The organism is Campylobacter sp. US33a (assembly GCF_004378855.1).
GTDB lineage: Bacteria > Campylobacterota > Campylobacteria > Campylobacterales > Campylobacteraceae > Campylobacter_D.
This window is the reverse complement of sequence record NZ_RYYL01000001.1, coordinates 113,787-132,041: the sequence shown is the minus strand read 5'-3', so window position 1 is coordinate 132,041 and position 18,255 is coordinate 113,787. Positions and strand designations below refer to the sequence as shown.

At 30.2% G+C, this 18,255-nt stretch carries 17 protein-coding genes; 14 read left to right on the top strand and 3 right to left on the bottom strand.

Annotated features, from left to right (window positions below):
• Nucleotides 1–3: 3 nt before the first annotated feature.
• The 13 genes from ELQ16_RS00655 to ELQ16_RS00595 all read left to right on the top strand — a co-directional run bounded on the left by ELQ16_RS00655 (nt 4) and on the right by ELQ16_RS00595 (nt 14,699).
• Nucleotides 4–1,719, top strand: a complete 1,716-nt coding sequence (locus ELQ16_RS00655; RefSeq protein WP_134237654.1) for a M3 family oligoendopeptidase — start codon at nt 4–6, stop codon at nt 1,717–1,719.
• A complete protein-coding gene (locus tag ELQ16_RS00650; RefSeq protein WP_134237653.1) occupies nt 1,716–2,159 on the top strand; it encodes a hypothetical protein in 444 nt (147 codons plus the stop codon). Before ELQ16_RS00655 ends, ELQ16_RS00650 begins: the two co-directional genes overlap by 4 nt.
• A complete protein-coding gene (locus tag ELQ16_RS00645; RefSeq protein ID WP_134237652.1) occupies nt 2,156–4,225 on the top strand; it encodes an ATP-dependent helicase in 2,070 nt (689 codons plus the stop codon). Before ELQ16_RS00650 ends, ELQ16_RS00645 begins: the two co-directional genes overlap by 4 nt.
• Nucleotides 4,222–5,040 carry a tRNA pseudouridine(55) synthase TruB gene (gene truB / locus ELQ16_RS00640; protein ID WP_134237651.1) on the top strand — a complete coding sequence of 273 codons (819 nt, stop codon included), beginning with the start codon at nt 4,222–4,224 and terminating at the stop codon, nt 5,038–5,040. The genes ELQ16_RS00645 and truB overlap by 4 nt, the downstream gene beginning before the upstream one ends.
• Nucleotides 5,034–5,264, top strand: coding sequence for a carbon storage regulator CsrA (gene csrA / locus ELQ16_RS00635; protein ID WP_134237650.1), 231 nt, complete (start codon nt 5,034–5,036; stop codon nt 5,262–5,264). Before truB ends, csrA begins: the two co-directional genes overlap by 7 nt.
• Nucleotides 5,261–6,022 carry a 4-(cytidine 5'-diphospho)-2-C-methyl-D-erythritol kinase gene (locus ELQ16_RS00630; RefSeq protein ID WP_134237649.1) on the top strand — a complete coding sequence of 254 codons (762 nt, stop codon included), beginning with the start codon at nt 5,261–5,263 and terminating at the stop codon, nt 6,020–6,022. The genes csrA and ELQ16_RS00630 overlap by 4 nt, the downstream gene beginning before the upstream one ends.
• Complete coding sequence (smpB, locus tag ELQ16_RS00625) at nt 6,019–6,471, top strand: SsrA-binding protein SmpB (protein WP_134237648.1); 453 nt, start codon at nt 6,019–6,021, stop codon at nt 6,469–6,471. Before ELQ16_RS00630 ends, smpB begins: the two co-directional genes overlap by 4 nt.
• A 9-nt stretch (nt 6,472–6,480) precedes the next feature.
• A complete protein-coding gene (locus ELQ16_RS00620; RefSeq protein ID WP_134237647.1) occupies nt 6,481–7,080 on the top strand; it encodes a redoxin domain-containing protein in 600 nt (199 codons plus the stop codon).
• A complete protein-coding gene (locus tag ELQ16_RS00615; protein ID WP_134237646.1) occupies nt 7,081–7,371 on the top strand; it encodes an ATP-dependent Clp protease adaptor ClpS in 291 nt (96 codons plus the stop codon). It abuts the gene before it with no gap.
• Entirely contained in the window at nt 7,368–9,485 is a 2,118-nt protein-coding gene (locus tag ELQ16_RS00610) for an AAA family ATPase (RefSeq protein WP_134237645.1), read from the top strand. Before ELQ16_RS00615 ends, ELQ16_RS00610 begins: the two co-directional genes overlap by 4 nt.
• A complete protein-coding gene (aat, locus tag ELQ16_RS00605) occupies nt 9,460–10,110 on the top strand; it encodes a leucyl/phenylalanyl-tRNA--protein transferase (RefSeq protein ID WP_134237644.1) in 651 nt (216 codons plus the stop codon). The genes ELQ16_RS00610 and aat overlap by 26 nt, the downstream gene beginning before the upstream one ends.
• Before the next feature lie 102 nt (nt 10,111–10,212).
• The gene (locus tag ELQ16_RS00600; protein ID WP_134237643.1) at nt 10,213–12,795 is read left to right on the top strand and encodes a hypothetical protein; all 2,583 of its coding nucleotides are present in this window, start codon (nt 10,213–10,215) and stop codon (nt 12,793–12,795) included.
• Nucleotides 12,796–13,076: 281 nt separating this feature from the next.
• Nucleotides 13,077–14,699 carry a ShlB/FhaC/HecB family hemolysin secretion/activation protein gene (locus tag ELQ16_RS00595; protein ID WP_166739637.1) on the top strand — a complete coding sequence of 541 codons (1,623 nt, stop codon included), beginning with the start codon at nt 13,077–13,079 and terminating at the stop codon, nt 14,697–14,699.
• A 109-nt stretch (nt 14,700–14,808) separates the two neighbouring features.
• Here the strand turns inward: ELQ16_RS00595 and ELQ16_RS00590 are convergent, their stop codons facing one another.
• Nucleotides 14,809–15,444, bottom strand: a complete 636-nt coding sequence (locus ELQ16_RS00590; RefSeq protein WP_134237642.1) for a MarC family protein — start codon at nt 15,442–15,444, stop codon at nt 14,809–14,811.
• A 102-nt stretch (nt 15,445–15,546) separates the two neighbouring features.
• Between ELQ16_RS00590 and ELQ16_RS00585 the strand changes: the two genes are divergently transcribed.
• Nucleotides 15,547–16,347, top strand: a complete 801-nt coding sequence (locus ELQ16_RS00585; protein WP_134237641.1) for a ferritin-like domain-containing protein — start codon at nt 15,547–15,549, stop codon at nt 16,345–16,347.
• A 290-nt stretch (nt 16,348–16,637) separates the two neighbouring features.
• Here ELQ16_RS00585 and ELQ16_RS10375 read toward each other — a convergent pair whose 3' ends face one another.
• Both ELQ16_RS10375 and pssA read right to left on the bottom strand, forming a co-directional pair.
• A complete protein-coding gene (locus tag ELQ16_RS10375) occupies nt 16,638–16,760 on the bottom strand; it encodes a hypothetical protein (RefSeq protein ID WP_279586247.1) in 123 nt (40 codons plus the stop codon).
• Nucleotides 16,761–17,507: 747 nt separating this feature from the next.
• On the bottom strand, nt 17,508–18,245 hold the full coding sequence (pssA, locus tag ELQ16_RS00580; protein WP_134237640.1) for a CDP-diacylglycerol--serine O-phosphatidyltransferase: 738 nt from the start codon (nt 18,243–18,245) through the stop codon (nt 17,508–17,510).
• Nucleotides 18,246–18,255: the final 10 nt, after the last annotated feature.

The following is an 18,255-nucleotide window of genomic DNA, read 5'->3' as shown; positions in this document are numbered from 1 at the left end:
ATTATGAAAGAATGGAATTTAAAAGTTTTATTTGAAAACGAAACGGTCTTAGAGGAATATTTAGCACTTCATATTCAAAATGCTATTAACTTTAAACAAAATTACGAAAAGCAACTCAATGCCTTGCAAAATGATCAGTTTTTAGTTGCTTTAAAAGAATACGAAAATTTAAATTTAGCCATAACTAAAATTATGACTTATACATATTTAACTTTTGCTAAGGATACAAGCAAGGGTGCTTTTTATGCAAAATACGAAGAAGAATGCAAAAAAATAGAAGAGAATTTACTCTTTTTTGAGCTTGAATTTTGTGAATTAAGAGAAGAAAAAATACAAGAACTTATCGATTTTTGCCAAGATTATAGTTTTTATTTAAAAAATTTATTTAAAAATAAAAAATATAATTTAAGTCAAAAAGAAGAACGCATAATGCTTTATCTTTCTAGCACTGGAGCTGCTGCTTTTGCAAGGCTTTTTGATGAGAGCATGAGTGCGTTAAAAATTCCTTTTGAAAATCAAAATCTTAGCGAAGAAGAAATTTTAAGTAAACTCTATAGCCAAGATAGAAAAATTCGCAAAAAAGCCGCCAAAGAGTTCACTAAAGCCTTAAATAAAAACTCTAAGTTATTAACTTTTATACTTAATATGATTAAAACAGAACTTAGCAATATTTGCAAACTACGAGGCTATGAAAATGCCGAGACGCCAAGACATTTAAGAAATCAAATTTCTCAAAAAAGCGTTGATTCGCTTATTGATACCACTCAAAAGAATTTTCATTTAGTTTCTAAATTTTATAAGAGAAAAAAACAAATTTTAGGCTTTAACAAACTCAAAGATTACGATCGTTATGCACCTATTGGCAAAGAAGCAAAATTTAGCTTTGAAGAAAGTAAGCAAATCATTTTAGATGCGTTTTATAATTTTTCTCCTATTTTTGGAGATATTGCCAAAGAAGCTTTTGAAAAAGGGTGGATTGATGTTTATCCGCAAGATAAAAAACAAAGCGGAGCTTTTTCGCATTCTGCTACTCCCGATGTTCATCCTTTTATTTTATTAAATTTCACCGGAGGCAGACGCGATCTTTTTACCTTAGCCCATGAACTAGGGCACACTATACATCAAAAACTTTCTTATCAAGTTAGTTTTTTAAATCAAGATACCCCACTAACTACAGCAGAAACTGCCTCTGTTTTTGCTGAAATGCTAGTGTTTGATTTCATTAAAGATAAATTAAACAAAGAAGAACTTATAGCACTTTATGCTGCTAAAATCGAAGACATTTTTGCAACTTTATTCAGACAAATTAATTTCACTTGTTTTGAACGCAAAATTCATGCCAAAAAAGAAGAGCTTAGCACTAAAGAGATTAATGAAATTTGGTTAGAAGAATCTAAAAAAATGTTTGAAGATAGCGTGATACTAAGTAAAAACTACACCCTTTGGTGGAGCTATATACCACACTTTATCCATAGCCCATTTTATTGCTACGCTTATGCATATGCACAACTTTTAGTTTTGGCACTTTATGGGCTTTATAAAAGCAAAAAATGTGAAAATTTCAAAGAACTTTACATTAAAATGCTCTCACTTGGTGGAAGCTTGAGTCCAAAAGATCTTATTTCAATGTTTGATTTTGATATAGAAGATGAAAATTTTTGGCAAATTGGAACGAGAGAAATTGAAAAACTTATCAATGAATTTATGGAGCTTAGATGATAGAAAAAACCTTAGCTAATGCTGATTTTATTAAACTAATGCAAAAAAATTGTTATGAAATTTTACACTTTTTGACTAAAGAAAATACAGAATTTTCTATAGTTGTTAATCCAAAATTTGTTGATTTTGATCCAGCCTTGCCTTCCCATCTTGATCTTAGCAAAGAACCTTTTACGCGTTTTGTTTTAGGAGGTTATACTTTTGATTCTATTGTATTGAACGAAAAAAGTATTTGTTTTCACGCAGGTTTTGGACCTGATGATTTTGCTACTTTTGTCAATGTAGATTTAGGTGCTATCACACAAATCATTGTTAATGATGCAGTTATTTTCATCAATTTTAGTTTTTACACACGCAAAAAAGACACACAAGCTTTGGCTCAAAATTCAAAAAATATTTTTTTAAACAATCCTAAAAACAAAGAAAAATTTAAAAAATGAAACTTTTTGAAAATCTAAATCCAAGCCAAGAAGAAGCTGTTAAACATGTAGATGGTGCTATGCTTATATTAGCAGGAGCAGGAAGTGGAAAAACCAAAACCATCACCACTCGCCTTGCTTATTTAATTGATGAAGTGGGCATTGCACCAAGCAATACCCTAACCCTAACTTTTACCAACAAAGCTGCGAATGTAATGAGAAATCGGGCCTTAAATATGATGAAAAATACTCACGAGCAAAATCCTTTACTTTGCACTTTCCATAAATTTGGACTTTTGTTTTTAAGGTTGCACATTGAAAAACTGCAACGCAAAAATAATTTTCTCATCATCGACACAGAAGATAAAAAGAAAATTCTAAAAGATTTAATCAATGATGACAAAAGCAATTTTTCAAACATATCTGCTCAAATTTCACACTTTAAAAATCATTCTAAAAGCGTTGAAGATGTTTTTGAAGATTTAGATTTTTTTCAAAAAGACAAAGAAAAATTCGCCAAATTAGAAAAAATAGCCAAAATTTATCAAAATTACCAAAACTATCTTTTACAAAACAATTTTGTAGATTTTGATGATCTTTTGTGGCTTACAAATACCATTTTAGAAAGTGATCAAAATTTCGCAAAAGAGCAAAGCGAGCTTTATAATTACATTACCGTTGATGAGTATCAAGACACCAACACCTTACAATACAAAATTCTAAAAAATCTTTGCAATGCTCATGAAAATATCGTGGTTGTAGGTGATGATGATCAAAGTATTTATGGCTGGCGGGGTGCAAAAATCGAAAATATCTTAAATTTTCAAAATGAATTTAATAATGTCAAGCTTGTCAAACTAGAGCAAAATTACCGCTCCGTAAATACCATACTTCAAGCCGCAAATAATTTAATCGAACACAACCGAAAAAGACTAGGCAAAAAGCTTATCTGCACCAAAGATAAGGGTGAAGAGGTAAAAATTTTAGAAAATGAAGATGAAAAAAGTGAAAGTTTTAAAATCGCAAAACTCATCAAAGAATTATTAAAAAATAAAATCAAAGCTAATGAGATTGCCATTTTATTTCGCGTGAATGCACTCTCAAGAGCATTAGAAGAAGCTTTGATGAAAGAAAAAATTCCTTTTAAGCTCTTAAGTGGAGTTAGATTTTATGAGAGAGCTGAAATTAAAGATATTATTTCTTATCTTAGACTTTTGGCAAATTTAGATGATGATTATTCTTTCAAACGCATTATTAACCGTCCTAAAAGAGGCTTTGGTGATAGTAGTTTTGAAAAACTGCAAAAATACGCACAAAGTCAGAAAATTTCTTTATTTGAAGGTCTGTGCAATACCTATGGCACTTCGATGTATAGCACCAAATGTAATAATGAATTAGAACTTTTCATTGAAAATATTAAAGCCATCAAAGAATGCCAAGACTTAGGGCAAATCATTACTCAAATCGAACAAAGATTTAAAATCAAAGAATTTTACAAAGAAATGAGCGATGGTGAAGAAAGAATCTTGAATATCGATGAATTTTATGCAAATTTCAAGGATCAAATCAAAGAAGGAAAATACGAAAGCCTAGATGATATCTTAAACGAAATTTCACTGCTTAGCGATCAAGATGAACTTGAAGGAGAAAGTGTTTATATTATGAGCGTACATGCAAGCAAAGGTTTAGAATTTGATCATGTTTTTATCATAGGACTTGAAGAAGGATTTTTCCCTTTAAACAGCGAAACAAGTGATATTGAAGAAGAAAGACGCCTTGCTTATGTTGCCATTACTAGAGCTAAAAAATCTTTGCATTTAAGCTATGCAAATTCAAGATTTTACAAGGGCAGTCGTAGCAAGCTTGCCAAAAGTAGATTTTTAGGAGAAACAGGACTTATAGAAGCAAAACTCATCATTGAACAAGATCAAAAAAATTTCAGAAAAGGGGATTTAATCAAGCATAAAATTTTTGGTATAGGGCGCATTATTAATGTATCCAAAGTAGGAAATGAAGAAAAACTCGGCATAAATTTTGGCGGGATTGAACGCACTATTATGTCAAGTTTTGTAGAAAAAATCGTATGAATAAAATTTTTGTTGCTTATAAACCCGCAGGACTTAGCTCAAACGCTTTTTTAAATAAAATTAAAAAAAAATACCAAGTTAAAAAAGCTGGATTTTCAGGCACTCTTGATCCTTTTGCAAAAGGCGTTTTAATCATAGCTTTTAATCAATACACAAAACTTTTTCGTTTTCTTAAAAAAACTCCAAAAACTTACCGTGCAACACTTTGGCTAGGGGTGCATTCTTTAAGCCTTGATACTCAAAACATTCAAAACATCACACCCATAAAAGCTTTTTGTGATGATGAAATCATAAAACTTACCCAAGAGCTTTTAGGCGAGATTGAATACACACCGCCGCAATTTAGCGCCAAAAGAGTAGAAGGAAGAAGAGCTTATGACTTTGCAAAAAGGGGCGAGTTTGTTGATCTAAAACCTTGTACCATGCAAATTTATGATTGTAAAATTTTGCACTATACTCATCCTTTTTTAAGTCTTGAACTTAGCGTAAGCGAGGGTGCTTATATTAGATCTTATTGTGAACTTTTTGCGAGCAAATTAGGTATAAATGCAACCTTAAGTGCTTTAGAGCGGATAAAAGAAGGAGAATTTATCTATAATAATGAAAAAAGTTTAAATGTGCTAGAATACCTAAATTTAGAAGAAAATACCTTAAAAGATATAAGTAAATTAGAAAATGGAAGCAAGCTTGTTTTGGCTGATTTGGCAAAGCAAAATGAAGGGATTTATTATATTCAAAATAAGGATTTTTTTTCGATCATAGAAATTAAAGAGGCACAAGTGGCATACATTATAAACAAGGTAAAAAAATGTTAATACTCTCAAGAAAAGAAAATGAAAGCATTAAAATAGGCGAAAACATAGAAATAAAAATTATCCAAACTGGCAAAGGTTACACTAAAATAGGCATAGAAGCGCCAAAGTCTTTAATGGTTTTACGCAAAGAATTGCTTGACCAAATCAAAGATGAAAATCTACACTCAATCGCTAATGTCGATGATGCAAAAATCAGCAATCTAGGAAAAAAACTCAAACAATGAAAAGCTACGCAAAAGCCAACATATTTCTTAAAATCATAGGTTTTGATGATAGAAATTATCATTTATTAAGCTCGCGTTTTATACTTTTGGAAAATTTATATGATGAGCTTTTTTTGGTAAATGAAAAGCAAAGTGATGGTTTTGAAATTTTAAGTGATTTTAAATGTGAAGACAATATCATTGCCAAAGCTTTTAAACTACTATGTCAAAAAGGCTATCAAAAAGAATTAGAAGAGCTTTTTAGTCAAAAAAGTTTAAAACTAATCAAAAATATCCCAACTTGTGCAGGACTTGGCGGAGGAAGCTCAAATTGTGCTACTTTTTTAAAAATGATAAATGAAACACTGAATTTAAAACTCTCTAAAGAAAATTTAATTCAAATGAGTGTCGCACTAGGTAGTGATATTGCCTTTTTTCTTAGTGATTTTAAAAGTGCAAATGTCGGCGGCTGTGGGGAAATTGTACAAGAATTTGAAGATGATTTAGTGGAACTTGAATGGACTTTTCCCGATATAGCTTGTCAAACACAGGCTGTTTATAAAGAATTTGATCTAAGTTCTTTTGATTTAAATCAAAATTTAAAACAAGCTCAAATTTATGAAAAATTAAGCACTAAAGAATTACTTAGCTATAAAAATACCGCTTTAAATGACTTATTTATCCCTTGTGTATCTTTATATCCTAAAATGTCATTTTTCTTAACGCAAAATTATTTTTTAAGCGGAAGTGGAAGTAGCGTTTTTAAGGTAAAACAATGAAAATCATTGCAAGAAATAAAAAGGCTTTATTTGACTATAGTGTGATCGAAAAATTTGAAGCAGGCGTGGTATTAAAAGGTAGCGAAGTCGTTGCTTTGCGCGCAGGAAGAGCGAATTTAAAAGACTCTTTTGTTCGCATCATTAAAGGAGAGCTTTTTTTACTCAACGCTCATATTTCGCACCTTAACACAACGCATTCTTATTACAAACACGATGAAAGAGGCGCTAGAAAGCTTTTAATGCATAGAAAACAAATCGATAAACTTTTAGGAAAAGTAAGCATTGAAGGATACACTTTGGTGATTTTAGATTTGTATTTTAATGCCAAAAATAAAGTTAAAGCCACTCTAGCCTTAGCAAAGGGTAAAAATTTACATGACAAACGCGAAACCCTAAAGAAAAAACAAGCCGATTTAGAAGCAAGAGCGGCGATAAAAAACTACATCTAAGGAAAAATCATGAAAAAAACTTTACATTTTGTTTTATTTTTTGTTCTACTAAGCTTTTTTTATGCTTGTAGCAATGAAGAGGTTAAAAATGAGCTATTATTTGCGGAATTTAAGCCCAATGAAAGCCTTATTTTAAAAAATATTAACGGTGGGGAATTAACCCTAGTGAGAACAAAAAATGGCTTTGCCATTAAGGGCGAAGAGGATAAAATTTTAATGTTTGATTTTTTTGGCACTTTCTGCGCGCCTTGTAAAGAAGAAGCTTTGCATCTAAGTCGCTTACAACAAGAAAATTCACAAAAACTCATTTTAATAGGTCTAAGTCATTTTGAAAGCGTTGAAGATAAAACCGTCAAAGAATTTGCGGATAAATACGGAGCTTATTATTTTTTAAGCAATTCTAAGCAAAACGATCGCATTATAGCTCAAATTTTAAAAGATATTAATTATCAAAGTATGGAGCAATTACCTTTTAAAGTTGTAATTAAAAATGGTATTTATCAAGAATTGACAAATTATTGGGAGGCTGGTGTAAAATCACTCTTTTATATAGGAAAAGTACCAACATCTACCATACAAGAAGATTTAAATCGTATTATGGAAAAATAAATGCCACAAAGTCAAATTCTTGAAAAAACAAAACTCGAACAACCTAAAATGTTTAAGGTTTTATTGTTAAACGATGATGTTACGACTATGGATTTTGTTATAGAAATTTTAATGAAAATTTTTCATTTTAATCTCGAAAAAGCCCAACAAATTATGCTAGAAATTCACCACAATGGTAGCGGAGTTTGTGGGATTTTTACTGAGGAAATTGCCCTTTCAAAACAAAAACAAGTTAAAAATGCAGCTATGTTAGCAAATTTTCCACTTCAAACAAGGATAGAACCTGTATGAAATACGAAGAGAATTTAGAAATTTTTTTAAAAAATGCCTACGAACTTTGCAAGGCAAACCATCACGAATTTATCACTTGTGAACATATACTTTTTGTATTAACAAGACTAAGCACAGATTTTAAAAATCTTTTTGAAAAAATCGCTCAAACAGAAATTAAATTTTTAGAAAATGATTTAAAAATTCACATTTCTAAAAACAATACCTTTTTAAGCCAAGAAATCAACCCTGAATATTCAGTTGTTTTAGATGAAATTTTAAATTCTTTAGACAATTTTATTGTTTTAGAATTTTTACAAAAACTTTGCAATGAAGAAAGAACTTACGCGCAAGTTTTGCTTAAAAAATATCAATTTTCATACGACAAACTTGCAGAATTAAAATCTCAAAATGAATTTGAAAATCTAAATTCATACACACAAAATTTAAACACCCTAGCTCAAAAAGGCAAAATCGATCCTTTAATAGGAAGAAAATTTGAACTTGAAAGAATCATGCAAATTTTATCAAGACGCAAGAAAAACAATCCCATCTTAGTAGGCGAAGCAGGAGTTGGAAAAACAGCCATTGTAGAAGGCTTGGCCTTAGCAATCACACAAAAACAAGTCCCAGAGCATTTGCAAAATGCACAAATTTATGCCCTAGATTTAGCGGGTTTATTAGGAGGAACAAAATACCGCGGAGATTTTGAAAAAAGGCTTAAAGATATACTCAAAGAGCTTGAAAAAATTCCAAATGCGATTTTATTTATCGATGAAATTCACACCATAGTAGGTGCTGGAAGTAGCAATGAAAACCACAGCGATATGTCAAATCTTTTAAAACCAGCACTTAGCAATGGTTCGTTAAAATGTATAGGAGCAAGCACTTTTATCGAGTATAAAAACACCTTTGATAAAAACAAAGCCTTAAGTCGCCGTTTTGCAAAAATCGATATTGACGAGCCTAGCAAGGAAGAGTGTTTGCTTATCATAAAAGGCTTACAAAAACAATATGAAAATTTTCATCACATTAAATACAGCCAAGAGGTAATTGAAGCGAGCGTAGAGCTCGGCAAAAAGTATTTTAATGATAAATTTTTGCCTGATTCTGCTTTAGACTTGCTTGATGAGCTTGGTGCTTCATTTGCTTTAAAACAAGAAAAAAATAAAAAAGCAAATCTTAAAGATCTAGAACAAATTTTAAACAAAATGACAAGATCTCACAAAATTTTTGAACTTGATTTCACAAAATGCTTGCAAAATTTAGAAAAAACACTCAAAAAACAAATTTTTGGACAAGATGAAGTGATAAATTCGCTTTGTAAAAGTTTAAAGCAAAGTTATGCGGGGTTAAAAAATTCCCATTCTCCAAAAGGAGTATTTTTATTTACTGGTTCTAGCGGAGTAGGAAAAACAGAGCTTTGTAAAGCTTTAGCACAAGCTTTGGGCTTAAATTTAGAACGCTTTGATATGAGCGAATATGCTGAAAAACACGCTATAAGCAAGTTAATTGGTGCTCCAGCAGGTTATGTGGGTTATGAGGATGGTGGACTTTTAAGCAATGCTATACGCAAAAATCCTTTTTCTTTAGTGCTTTTCGATGAGATAGAAAAAGCTCATCCTGACTTAAGCAACACTTTTTTACAGATTTTTGATAATGCAAGTTTGAGTGATAATACAGGCTTAAAGGCTGATTTTAGAAATACCATTATCATCATGACTTCAAATTTAGGCTTAAAAGAAAACAATGAGCTGGGCTTTTTAAGCAAAAATGAAGAAAAAAATAATCGTGCCATTAAAGAATTTTTTGCACCTGAATTCATTAACCGTATTGATAAAATTTTGCATTTTAAAGATTTAAATAACACAGATTTAAGCAAAATTGTCCAAAAAGAGCTTGATGAACTTTGTGCTAATCTTAAAAATATTCAAATCAAAGCCGATGAAAAAGTCAAAAGCTACCTAGCTCAAAAAGCTTATAAAAAAGAATTTGGCGTAAGACTTTTAAAACGCGTTATTTCTGAAGAAATTGGCGAAAAATTAAGTGATGAAATTTTATTTGGCAAATTAAAAAATGGCGGATTAATTAAATTAAAACTTAGCAAAAATGAAACCATCGAATTTATATACTGAACTCTTAAATGCACCTAAAAATGCTCCGGTTTTTTTAAGTCAAAAATTTGAACTTGATTTTTTGGTTAAAGCTTATACTTTTGGGCTTTTTCCATGGACGAGCAAACCCATTACTTGGTGGTGCCCCGATCCGCGTTGTGTTTTATTTCCTAATGAGATTTATATACAAAAAAGCATGAAAAGATTTTTAAATCGCTACACTATAAAACTTGATACAAATTTTAATTCCTTGATAAAACTTTGTGGAAAAAACCGAGAAAAAACTTGGATAAGTGAAGATTTTATCCAAATCTATACCGAACTTTTTGAAAAAAATATCGCTCACAGCCTTGAAATTTATGATGAAAATGAGTTAATAGGTGGAATTTATGGTTTAATAATAGGCAAAGTATTTTTCGGTGAAAGCATGGTAAGCTTAAAACCCAATGTTTCCAAAATCGCACTCATTAAACTTTGTGAATTTTTAAAACCTTATGATTTTATTATTGATTGTCAAGTTTATAATCCCCATCTTGAATTTATGGGTGCTAAAAACATTTCACGAGCCAAATTTTTAACTCTTTTACAACAAAAAGTTTGCCAAAATACTGATTTTAACTCTTTTAAAAATATTATTAAATATTAGATTATATTAATAAATAATAATTAATGTTTATTATTTATTAAGTTATATTTAACAACACTTATCTTAAAATTAAAGAATTTTATTTTCAAAAGGAGCAAATCAATGAAAAGAAATAAAGTTGGCAAAATTTTCTTGTCTTTATCTCTACCTACAGTTTTCTTTTTATCTCAAGCAAATGCTGCTGAACAAGGAATTTTACAAGAACAAAACACCTATATAATTCCAAAACATAAATACACCAATGAACAAGTATATAATGAAAATACCAATACTTTCAATCGCTTAAATGGAAAAAATTATTATGGTATAAAAAGCAATGGAAAGATTAACGATATCACTTTAATTTATAATAATCCAAAAACTCCAGGATATACAACAAAAGATCTTCCTTATAAACTAGAAATTCTTAATCCCGATTTTACAGATGAAAAAATATCTCCAGATGGGAATAATATTGAAGAAGGAACAGAATTTACACGAGTGCAAAAAGCCGTTTATATACCTTTTTTAGTAAGTGCATTTTCTAATGGGGGAGATGTGTATTCTAATAATCTTATTATAGCTGATGGGGAACTTAGTTCTGTATATTTTCTAAAACCAACGGATAAAGAAGTTCCTACTCCAGCTCGTACAGAAAATGATGATAGATTTGATTATCTCATCACTGCAGGATTTACAAAAAAAGGGGAATCTTATGATAATACCATTGAAATTAAAGAAAATGGCTATATTAATATGGGGGTTGAAAATACCTATGCCTTACCACTTAATGGTGCACCTTATGTAGTAGGTGGCATATCTTTAGCCGGAGAAGTACATAACAATAAAGTCATTTTTCAAAAAGATTCTGCCATTGATTTTCATGCTAGTAAATTCACGCAAATTAATAATATAAGAAAATACGATGAAAGAATAATGCATATTATAGGTGGACTTTCTTATAATTCTGATGTAAAAAATAACAAAGTTACTTTTAATGGCTCCAAAATCATTGTTCATGGTCCTGCATTTGCTTATTCAACTCTCGCAGCTGCACATATTGTTGGTGGAATTTGCACAGGTAAATTAAAACCTTGCAATGCTATAAATAACACCATAGAAATCAATAGCTTAAACCTTGACCTAAGGGTAGATAGTTCAGGAACTCCCCTAGCCTATGATGCAATAGCAAACGAAATATTTTGGGGTGGTAGAACTAGTCACGGAAATGCCATAGGAAATAAAATCATCATTAATGATTTGCAAACCATCCTTGCACTTAATGCATCTGTCAAAGTTTCAGGATTGGTTGAATTTTACGGAGGTTATGCCATTGATGGTGAAGCTAATAATAATACCATAGAAGCCAATCTTCAACACTCCATCAAAGCTCACGAAAATTTCTTAGGAAAAAATGAATTCACTTTATATGGTGGATATGCCACAAAAGGAGCAAGTGGTAATTCTATCAACATAAGACATAATCTCACTTCAGAGGATATGCCCGAAAATCACCAAGATAGAATTCAACTTGTAGCCGCTAATACCAAACAAGGTCAAGCAAATAACAACAAAATAAATATTTCAAATATCAATACAGCACTTCCGTTTTATATTTATGCAGTTGAAAAAAGGATGATGCAAAACCAAAAATATTACGCAGATAGTGCAGATTCAAACAGCATTGTTTTGCGAGATGTAAAATCCTCTAAAGCATTAAATTCAGTAATTGAAGCACAAACTCTAACAAACAATGCTATTAATTACAATGGCGTTCAAAGCATAAGCTCAATTAGTTCTACCTTCATTGCCTCAAAAGTATCCATTAGAGCAAATGAACTTTCTAATAACAATCTTGTCAATCTCAAAGATTATTCTTCTGCAGCAAGAGAAAACATTTATGTTATTCGCGGAGATAAAGAAGTTATGTATAATAAAATGTATCTTAATAATATTACCTTAGGAACAGCATCAGACAAAAGAGAAGGTATTATTGTGATAACTGCGGGACTTGGTGAAAAAAGTCATGATAATATACTTGCCATTACCAATTTAAATATTGATGAATATCACAATAATAGCCAAATTTACATCGCTCCATCTGCTCACCTAACACGAACAAATGCAAATTCTTCAAGTGATAATACCTTATACATGGGTGGAACTCATAATATCTTTCAAGACACTATTATCAATAACATTAGCGGAAGTTTCAATCAAACTGTAACAGAGAGCGAAAACACTGAAAATTACACTTCTGCAATCACTCCATCATCAAGTGCTTTCACAAAAGGTAATCATTTCATTGTTGATTCTAATGTAGTAGCTAATACTATAAATAATTTCGAACATTATACCTTCATTCTTTCTAAAGATATTGATATAAATAAAGCAATGATAGTTTCAAACTCTACAGCCTTAAATTTATCTAGTCAAGGTGCATTAAATTTGTATACCAAAGATAATTTTAATGTCAAAAAAGGTACAAAAATCAAAATCATCGAAAGTAAAGCTGGTTTTACAGATATTGAAGGTAGGGCTTTGGATATAAATAATCTAAAAAGTTTACTTACTACAATGAGTAAAAATACTAAACAATTTAGCACTAAGATGATTCCTAATTTGAGCAATAAAAAATTAAACAAGCTCAAATATACACTTGAAACTAATGAAAATGGCACGATCATTTATATGAATATCATCTAAAAAATTATAGATATTAGAAAAGTAAATAACTTTTCTAATATTTTATAAATATTTTAAAAAAAATAATAAATATTTATTTTATATGATATAATATTAGCTTTGTTGTTTATTAGTTAAAATTTAATTTGAAAAGGTTGTAAGAAATGAAAAAACTATTAATTATCCCTATATTGCTCGGCAATTGTTTATTTGCGCAAGCATCGCAAGAACAAAGCGAAATGGATATTTCTAAATTTGTTGCAAATGCAAATGATTACTCAATCGACCGCGAATATAGCGATATGATAGAGAATTCTCCTTATAAAAATGTCCCACAAAATAAAAACTTAAATAACACCTTAAAAACAAAAAATACCCCTATTAAAAATCAAGAAAATAATCAAACCAAAACTCCCAGTAGTCAAAATCAAAAACCAATAATAACAAAATATAAATTTCATATCGACAATGAAGGAGAAACTTTTGAAAGTCTAAAAGTAAGCGAAGAAGAACTCCAAGAATTATTAATAGACTTTAGAACAAAAAAGTTTGAAATTAAAGATCTTCAAGATATTTCAAACATCATTTCCTACTTTTTTCAAATCAATGGCTATCCATCAGCAACTGCTTATGTTCCACAACAAGAGCTAACAGACAGTATTCAAGTAAATATCGCTTTAGGAGTTTTAGGAAAATACATTATTAATAATCAAACCGGTACAAGAGACTATGCTATAGAAAGTAAATTAAATCAAAAACTAAAAGGTAAAATCATTACCATAAAAACCATAGAAGATTCTGTTTATAGAGTAAATGAAATGTATGGAGTAGAAGCTTTAGCTGCACTTCAAGCGGGTGAAAATTACGGAGAAACTGATATTGTTATCAATGTAGAGCAAACTCAAAAAGTAAGCGCTATGGTTTATGGCGATAACTATGGCTCACAAGGTGCGGGGATATACCGCGGAGGTATCAATGTAACCTTTAACAATGTCGCAAGACAAGGTGATAGCGGAAGCGTTTTCTTGCAAAGAAGCGATGAGCAACAAACCAACTATGGCATCAGCTATACAACTTTTTATGGAAATTTTAAAGTTACCACAGGTTATTCTCAAGGAAGTTATGCTTTGGGTGGAGAACTTGAAGATATGGGAATTTCTGGAACTTCAAAAGATTTAACAGTTAATGTTTCTTATCCTGTATTTTTAACCACAACAGCATCTTTATATCTAACCAGTGGTTTTGCTTATAGGGATTTAAAAGACTATATGATGATTTGGGGATTTTGGCCAAATGACACTTTTAAACACAGTTTTGCTTATAAATTTGGTATAGAAGGAACTTATAACGGCTTAAGCAATAATAATTTTTCTTATAGTGCTATCATCACTCACGGAACTGTAATAGGTGACAATGATAATGTAAGATATGCAAATCAACAACAAAGATTTTTAGGACAATTTGCAAAACTTAATGTTAATATCAATAACTCTTATTTTTTCCACCCTTTACTTACCCATGTAGCCACCATTTCTTACCAACAAGTTATCAATGGCGCCAAACTTGACTCTTCAGAAACTATGTCTTTAGGTGGACCTTATGGAGTAAGAGCTTATAGAAACGGTGAAGCCGATAGAGATAATGCTATCATTGGAAATTTTGGCTTGCGTTTTACTTCGCCTATACCAAATTTTTATATCACTCCATTTTATGATATAGGCTATGCTTGGTTTAATAAACACGCATATGGAGATGATTTGTTTATGGATGCTTTTGGACTTGAGCTTTTATACATCAAACCGGGAAGCTTTTATGCCAAACTTGATGCCGCTAGAGCTTTACACACTTATGAAGATAAAGACTTGGGTGTAAAAGATGGCAAACCAAGAGCTAGAATTTATTTTAGTGCCGGAAAATACTTCTAAAAAATTTTAAGGTGATTTCCACCTTAAAATTTTACAAATTTCATAATTTTTATATTAACTCTACTACAAATTAAAATAAAAACACAGTTAAAAAATAATGAATTTTAATTTATTTAGCAAAAATATTAATAATCCCCACAATAATCATTTTAACCCCCATAGCTACGATAAAAACTTGCGAAATTCTTGAAAATACATGTAAGATTAATTTCCCTACAACTTTTTCAACCGTAGCAGCAAAATGAAATAAAATAAACATAAAAGCAAAAGCCGCAATCACAGCACCAATAGCTATTTGCATCCCACTATCTTCAGATATCACAATCACAGTTGATAAAGTCCCAGGTCCTACAAGCATAGGAAAAGCCATAGGAACGATAGAATGTTTAAGCAATTCTTTTTCACTTAAACTCTGATAACCATCAAAGGTTTTAGTTACCTGTGAAGCTTGAAATAAAAGATTTTTTATCGCCATAATCACCAAAATAAGCCCACCTGCTATCCTTAAATCATCAAGTCCTATCCTAAACATATACTTCATGATATAAGGACCAGAAATAAGAAAAATCAAAACAATAATGCAAGCGGTGTAAAGAATATTTCTAAAAAGCTTCTGACGCAAATTTGTAGGTAAGTTTTCACACATAGCAAGAAATTGAGTTAAATTTCCAAAAGGATTTAAAACCGCAAGTAAAGTGATAGACCAAAGCATAATCGCTTCTAATTGAGTTTCTAAATAAAACATAAAAAACCTTTAAATGAAAATTATAACTAAAAAATAAAAATATCAGTCAAGTTTTAACGAAAAATAATATAATTTTATCTAAAATCCATTCAAAGAAAAGTTATGAAAAAAGAATTTTTTAGTACTTTAGAAAATATACTTTACGAGCAAGATTTCCAAACTAAAGTCTATAAATTTAACGATTTTTATGAAAATTTTAAACAAAATAATTTAATTTTCAATCACGAATTTAAAGCTATATTAAAAGATAATTCAAGAAAAGATTTAATCTTAGTCCATCCCACAAGGATACGAAGACCTAAATTTACAAACTCGACTCAAGCACTAGCAAAAACCTTGCATTCTATTGCACATATAGAATTTAGTGCGATAAATTTAGCACTTGACGCAAGTTATAGATTTACAAATTTGCCATTAAAATTTTATACAGATTGGCTTGAGGTGACAAATGAAGAAATCAAGCATTTTATGCTTTTACAAAAAGCTTTAGAAGATCTTGGCTATAAATATGGAGATTTTGCTGCTCACGATAATCTTGAACTCGCCCTAAAAGCAACAAAAGATTCTTTAAGTTTAAGAATGGGAGTGGTTCATCGTGGCTTAGAAGCTAAGGGACTTGATGCTAATCCCTTTGTACAAAAAAAATTACAAAGCAATAATCATCCTATAAAAAGCTATCTTAAAGAAGTGCTAGACATTATCTTAAATGATGAAATAAAACATGTGAGCAAAGGGGATTTTTGGTGGAATTTTTCCAAAAAAGACGATGAACAATTTATCGACTTATGCAAAAAATTCAAACAATTCTCACTTGTAGGTAAAAGCATCAATGAAGAAGCGAGATTAAAGGCTGGATTTAGCCAAGAAGAAATTAAAGCACTTCAAAAGATTGATTTTTATTAATAGCTTTATTTGTGATATCTATAAGGCATTGTGGTATTTTTTGAATTTCAGCTTTTACCTATTGTATAAAAATCAAGGCTCTATCTTTGCTATCTAAGAAGATTAATCTGCAATGTTTTTTAAATCATTTAAAAACTCATCAGAATAATGAATTACCACTAATGGCCTTTTTGTTTTAATTGTTCGTAAATTCGGTTTTGGAGTAAAATTTCAATTCTTTATTTTCAAGCTTATTAACTATATTTTTCAATCTAATAGTATCCACTTGACTTAAATTGCTTTGCAAGGTTTTAATCGTTATTGTCAGGTTCTACCACATTGATTTTTTCGCCAAAGAGTTGTTTTAAAGAATTAATCATCTCATTTGTTAAAGTGAAGCCATTTTGGGCTTGAAGCATAATTGCATTTGCCATTTTTCTACCTTTTTGTTGTATTTTAGTATTCTAGTGTAGTTTTAATGCCTATGAATAAAATACTTAAATACCGATAAAAAACCAAAACTATTGCTATATTCCATTAAAACTTTCTCTATTAATTCACTTGTAGCTATTTATAACAATAATTCCACAAATAGCCATACTTATAATACCCAATAGAAGAAGACTAACAACAAAAATTCCCATTTTACTCCTTTTTAGTTTTTTCTATTTCTTGTATTGTTTTTTTAATCTTAATATGCAAGATTAAAATTAAAATCATCATAACGATGATACCTATAGCACTAGCAATAATTAAATAAATTTCTGTTTTTTTGATATTGCATTGCAATAAATGCAAATAGAGCAATAAAGATTGTGATGAAATAATTTTGCCATCACCTTAATTCTGCTAATTTTTCTTTTAACTCATCTAACTTTGCGATAAAGAAATTATGGCTAAAAATTTACAATTTCACTGTTTTAACTATTAAAACCGAGTAAAAATCTTTTTATCTTGCTTTTGTGTTATATGAAGTTAAATTCCTTTGGCTATTGAGTGCATACTCAATTCATCAACACACAAAGCAAATAGTATTTAAAAATATACAAAAACATAAATTTAATTTTTTTAAATTTATCTTATGCAATGCATAAATAAAACACCAAAAATTACAAAAATATATAGGCGTCTTTACCCATCAAAAACAAAAATCTATTAAATCCAAAAAAGAATATTAAAGTTTATTTTTTTAAAGTTTTATTTGTCTTTTTTAAAATCACACTACACATGGTATAAACTGCTCTTAAAATGCCATAAAATACATAACTTGTAGCGATAACAGCCACACTTTCCAAAGGATAAAGGTATAAAAAAGAACAAAAAACCATAAGTATCACCAAAACCCTTAAAACATTCGCTCGACCAAAATCAACCTTTTTAAAACTAGGATAGCGGATATTACTTACCATCAAAAGAGCTAAAATGGCTTGTAAAATAAGAAAAAAGACCCCATAAGGTTTTAAAAAATCATAACTTAAAAAAGAAAAAGTCCAAATAGCACTTACCACAGCCGCTGTAGGTATAGGGAGACCTATGAAAACAGAAGGCTCATAAGTGCCTGTAGTGACATTAAACCTCGCTAAACGGATTGCACCAAAAACAACAAAAAAAGCTGTGATTAAAGAACCAAGTCTTCCAAATTCAGAACCTATTGCCATATAAAAAAGCACAGCAGGAGCCACTCCAAAAGCTACCAAATCTGCTAAAGAATCAAATTCTACTCCAAATTTAGAAGTGGTGTTTGTAAGTCTTGCCACGCGTCCATCAAGTCCATCGCAAATCAAAGAAAAAATAATATAAAATAAAGCCGCGCCGTATTTACCCTGCACCGAAGCTAATATGGAAATCACACCTAAAAAAGCTGAAATAGCAGTGAAAAGATTAGGCAAAATATACGCGAAATTAAATTTAGTATCCATCACACTTTCT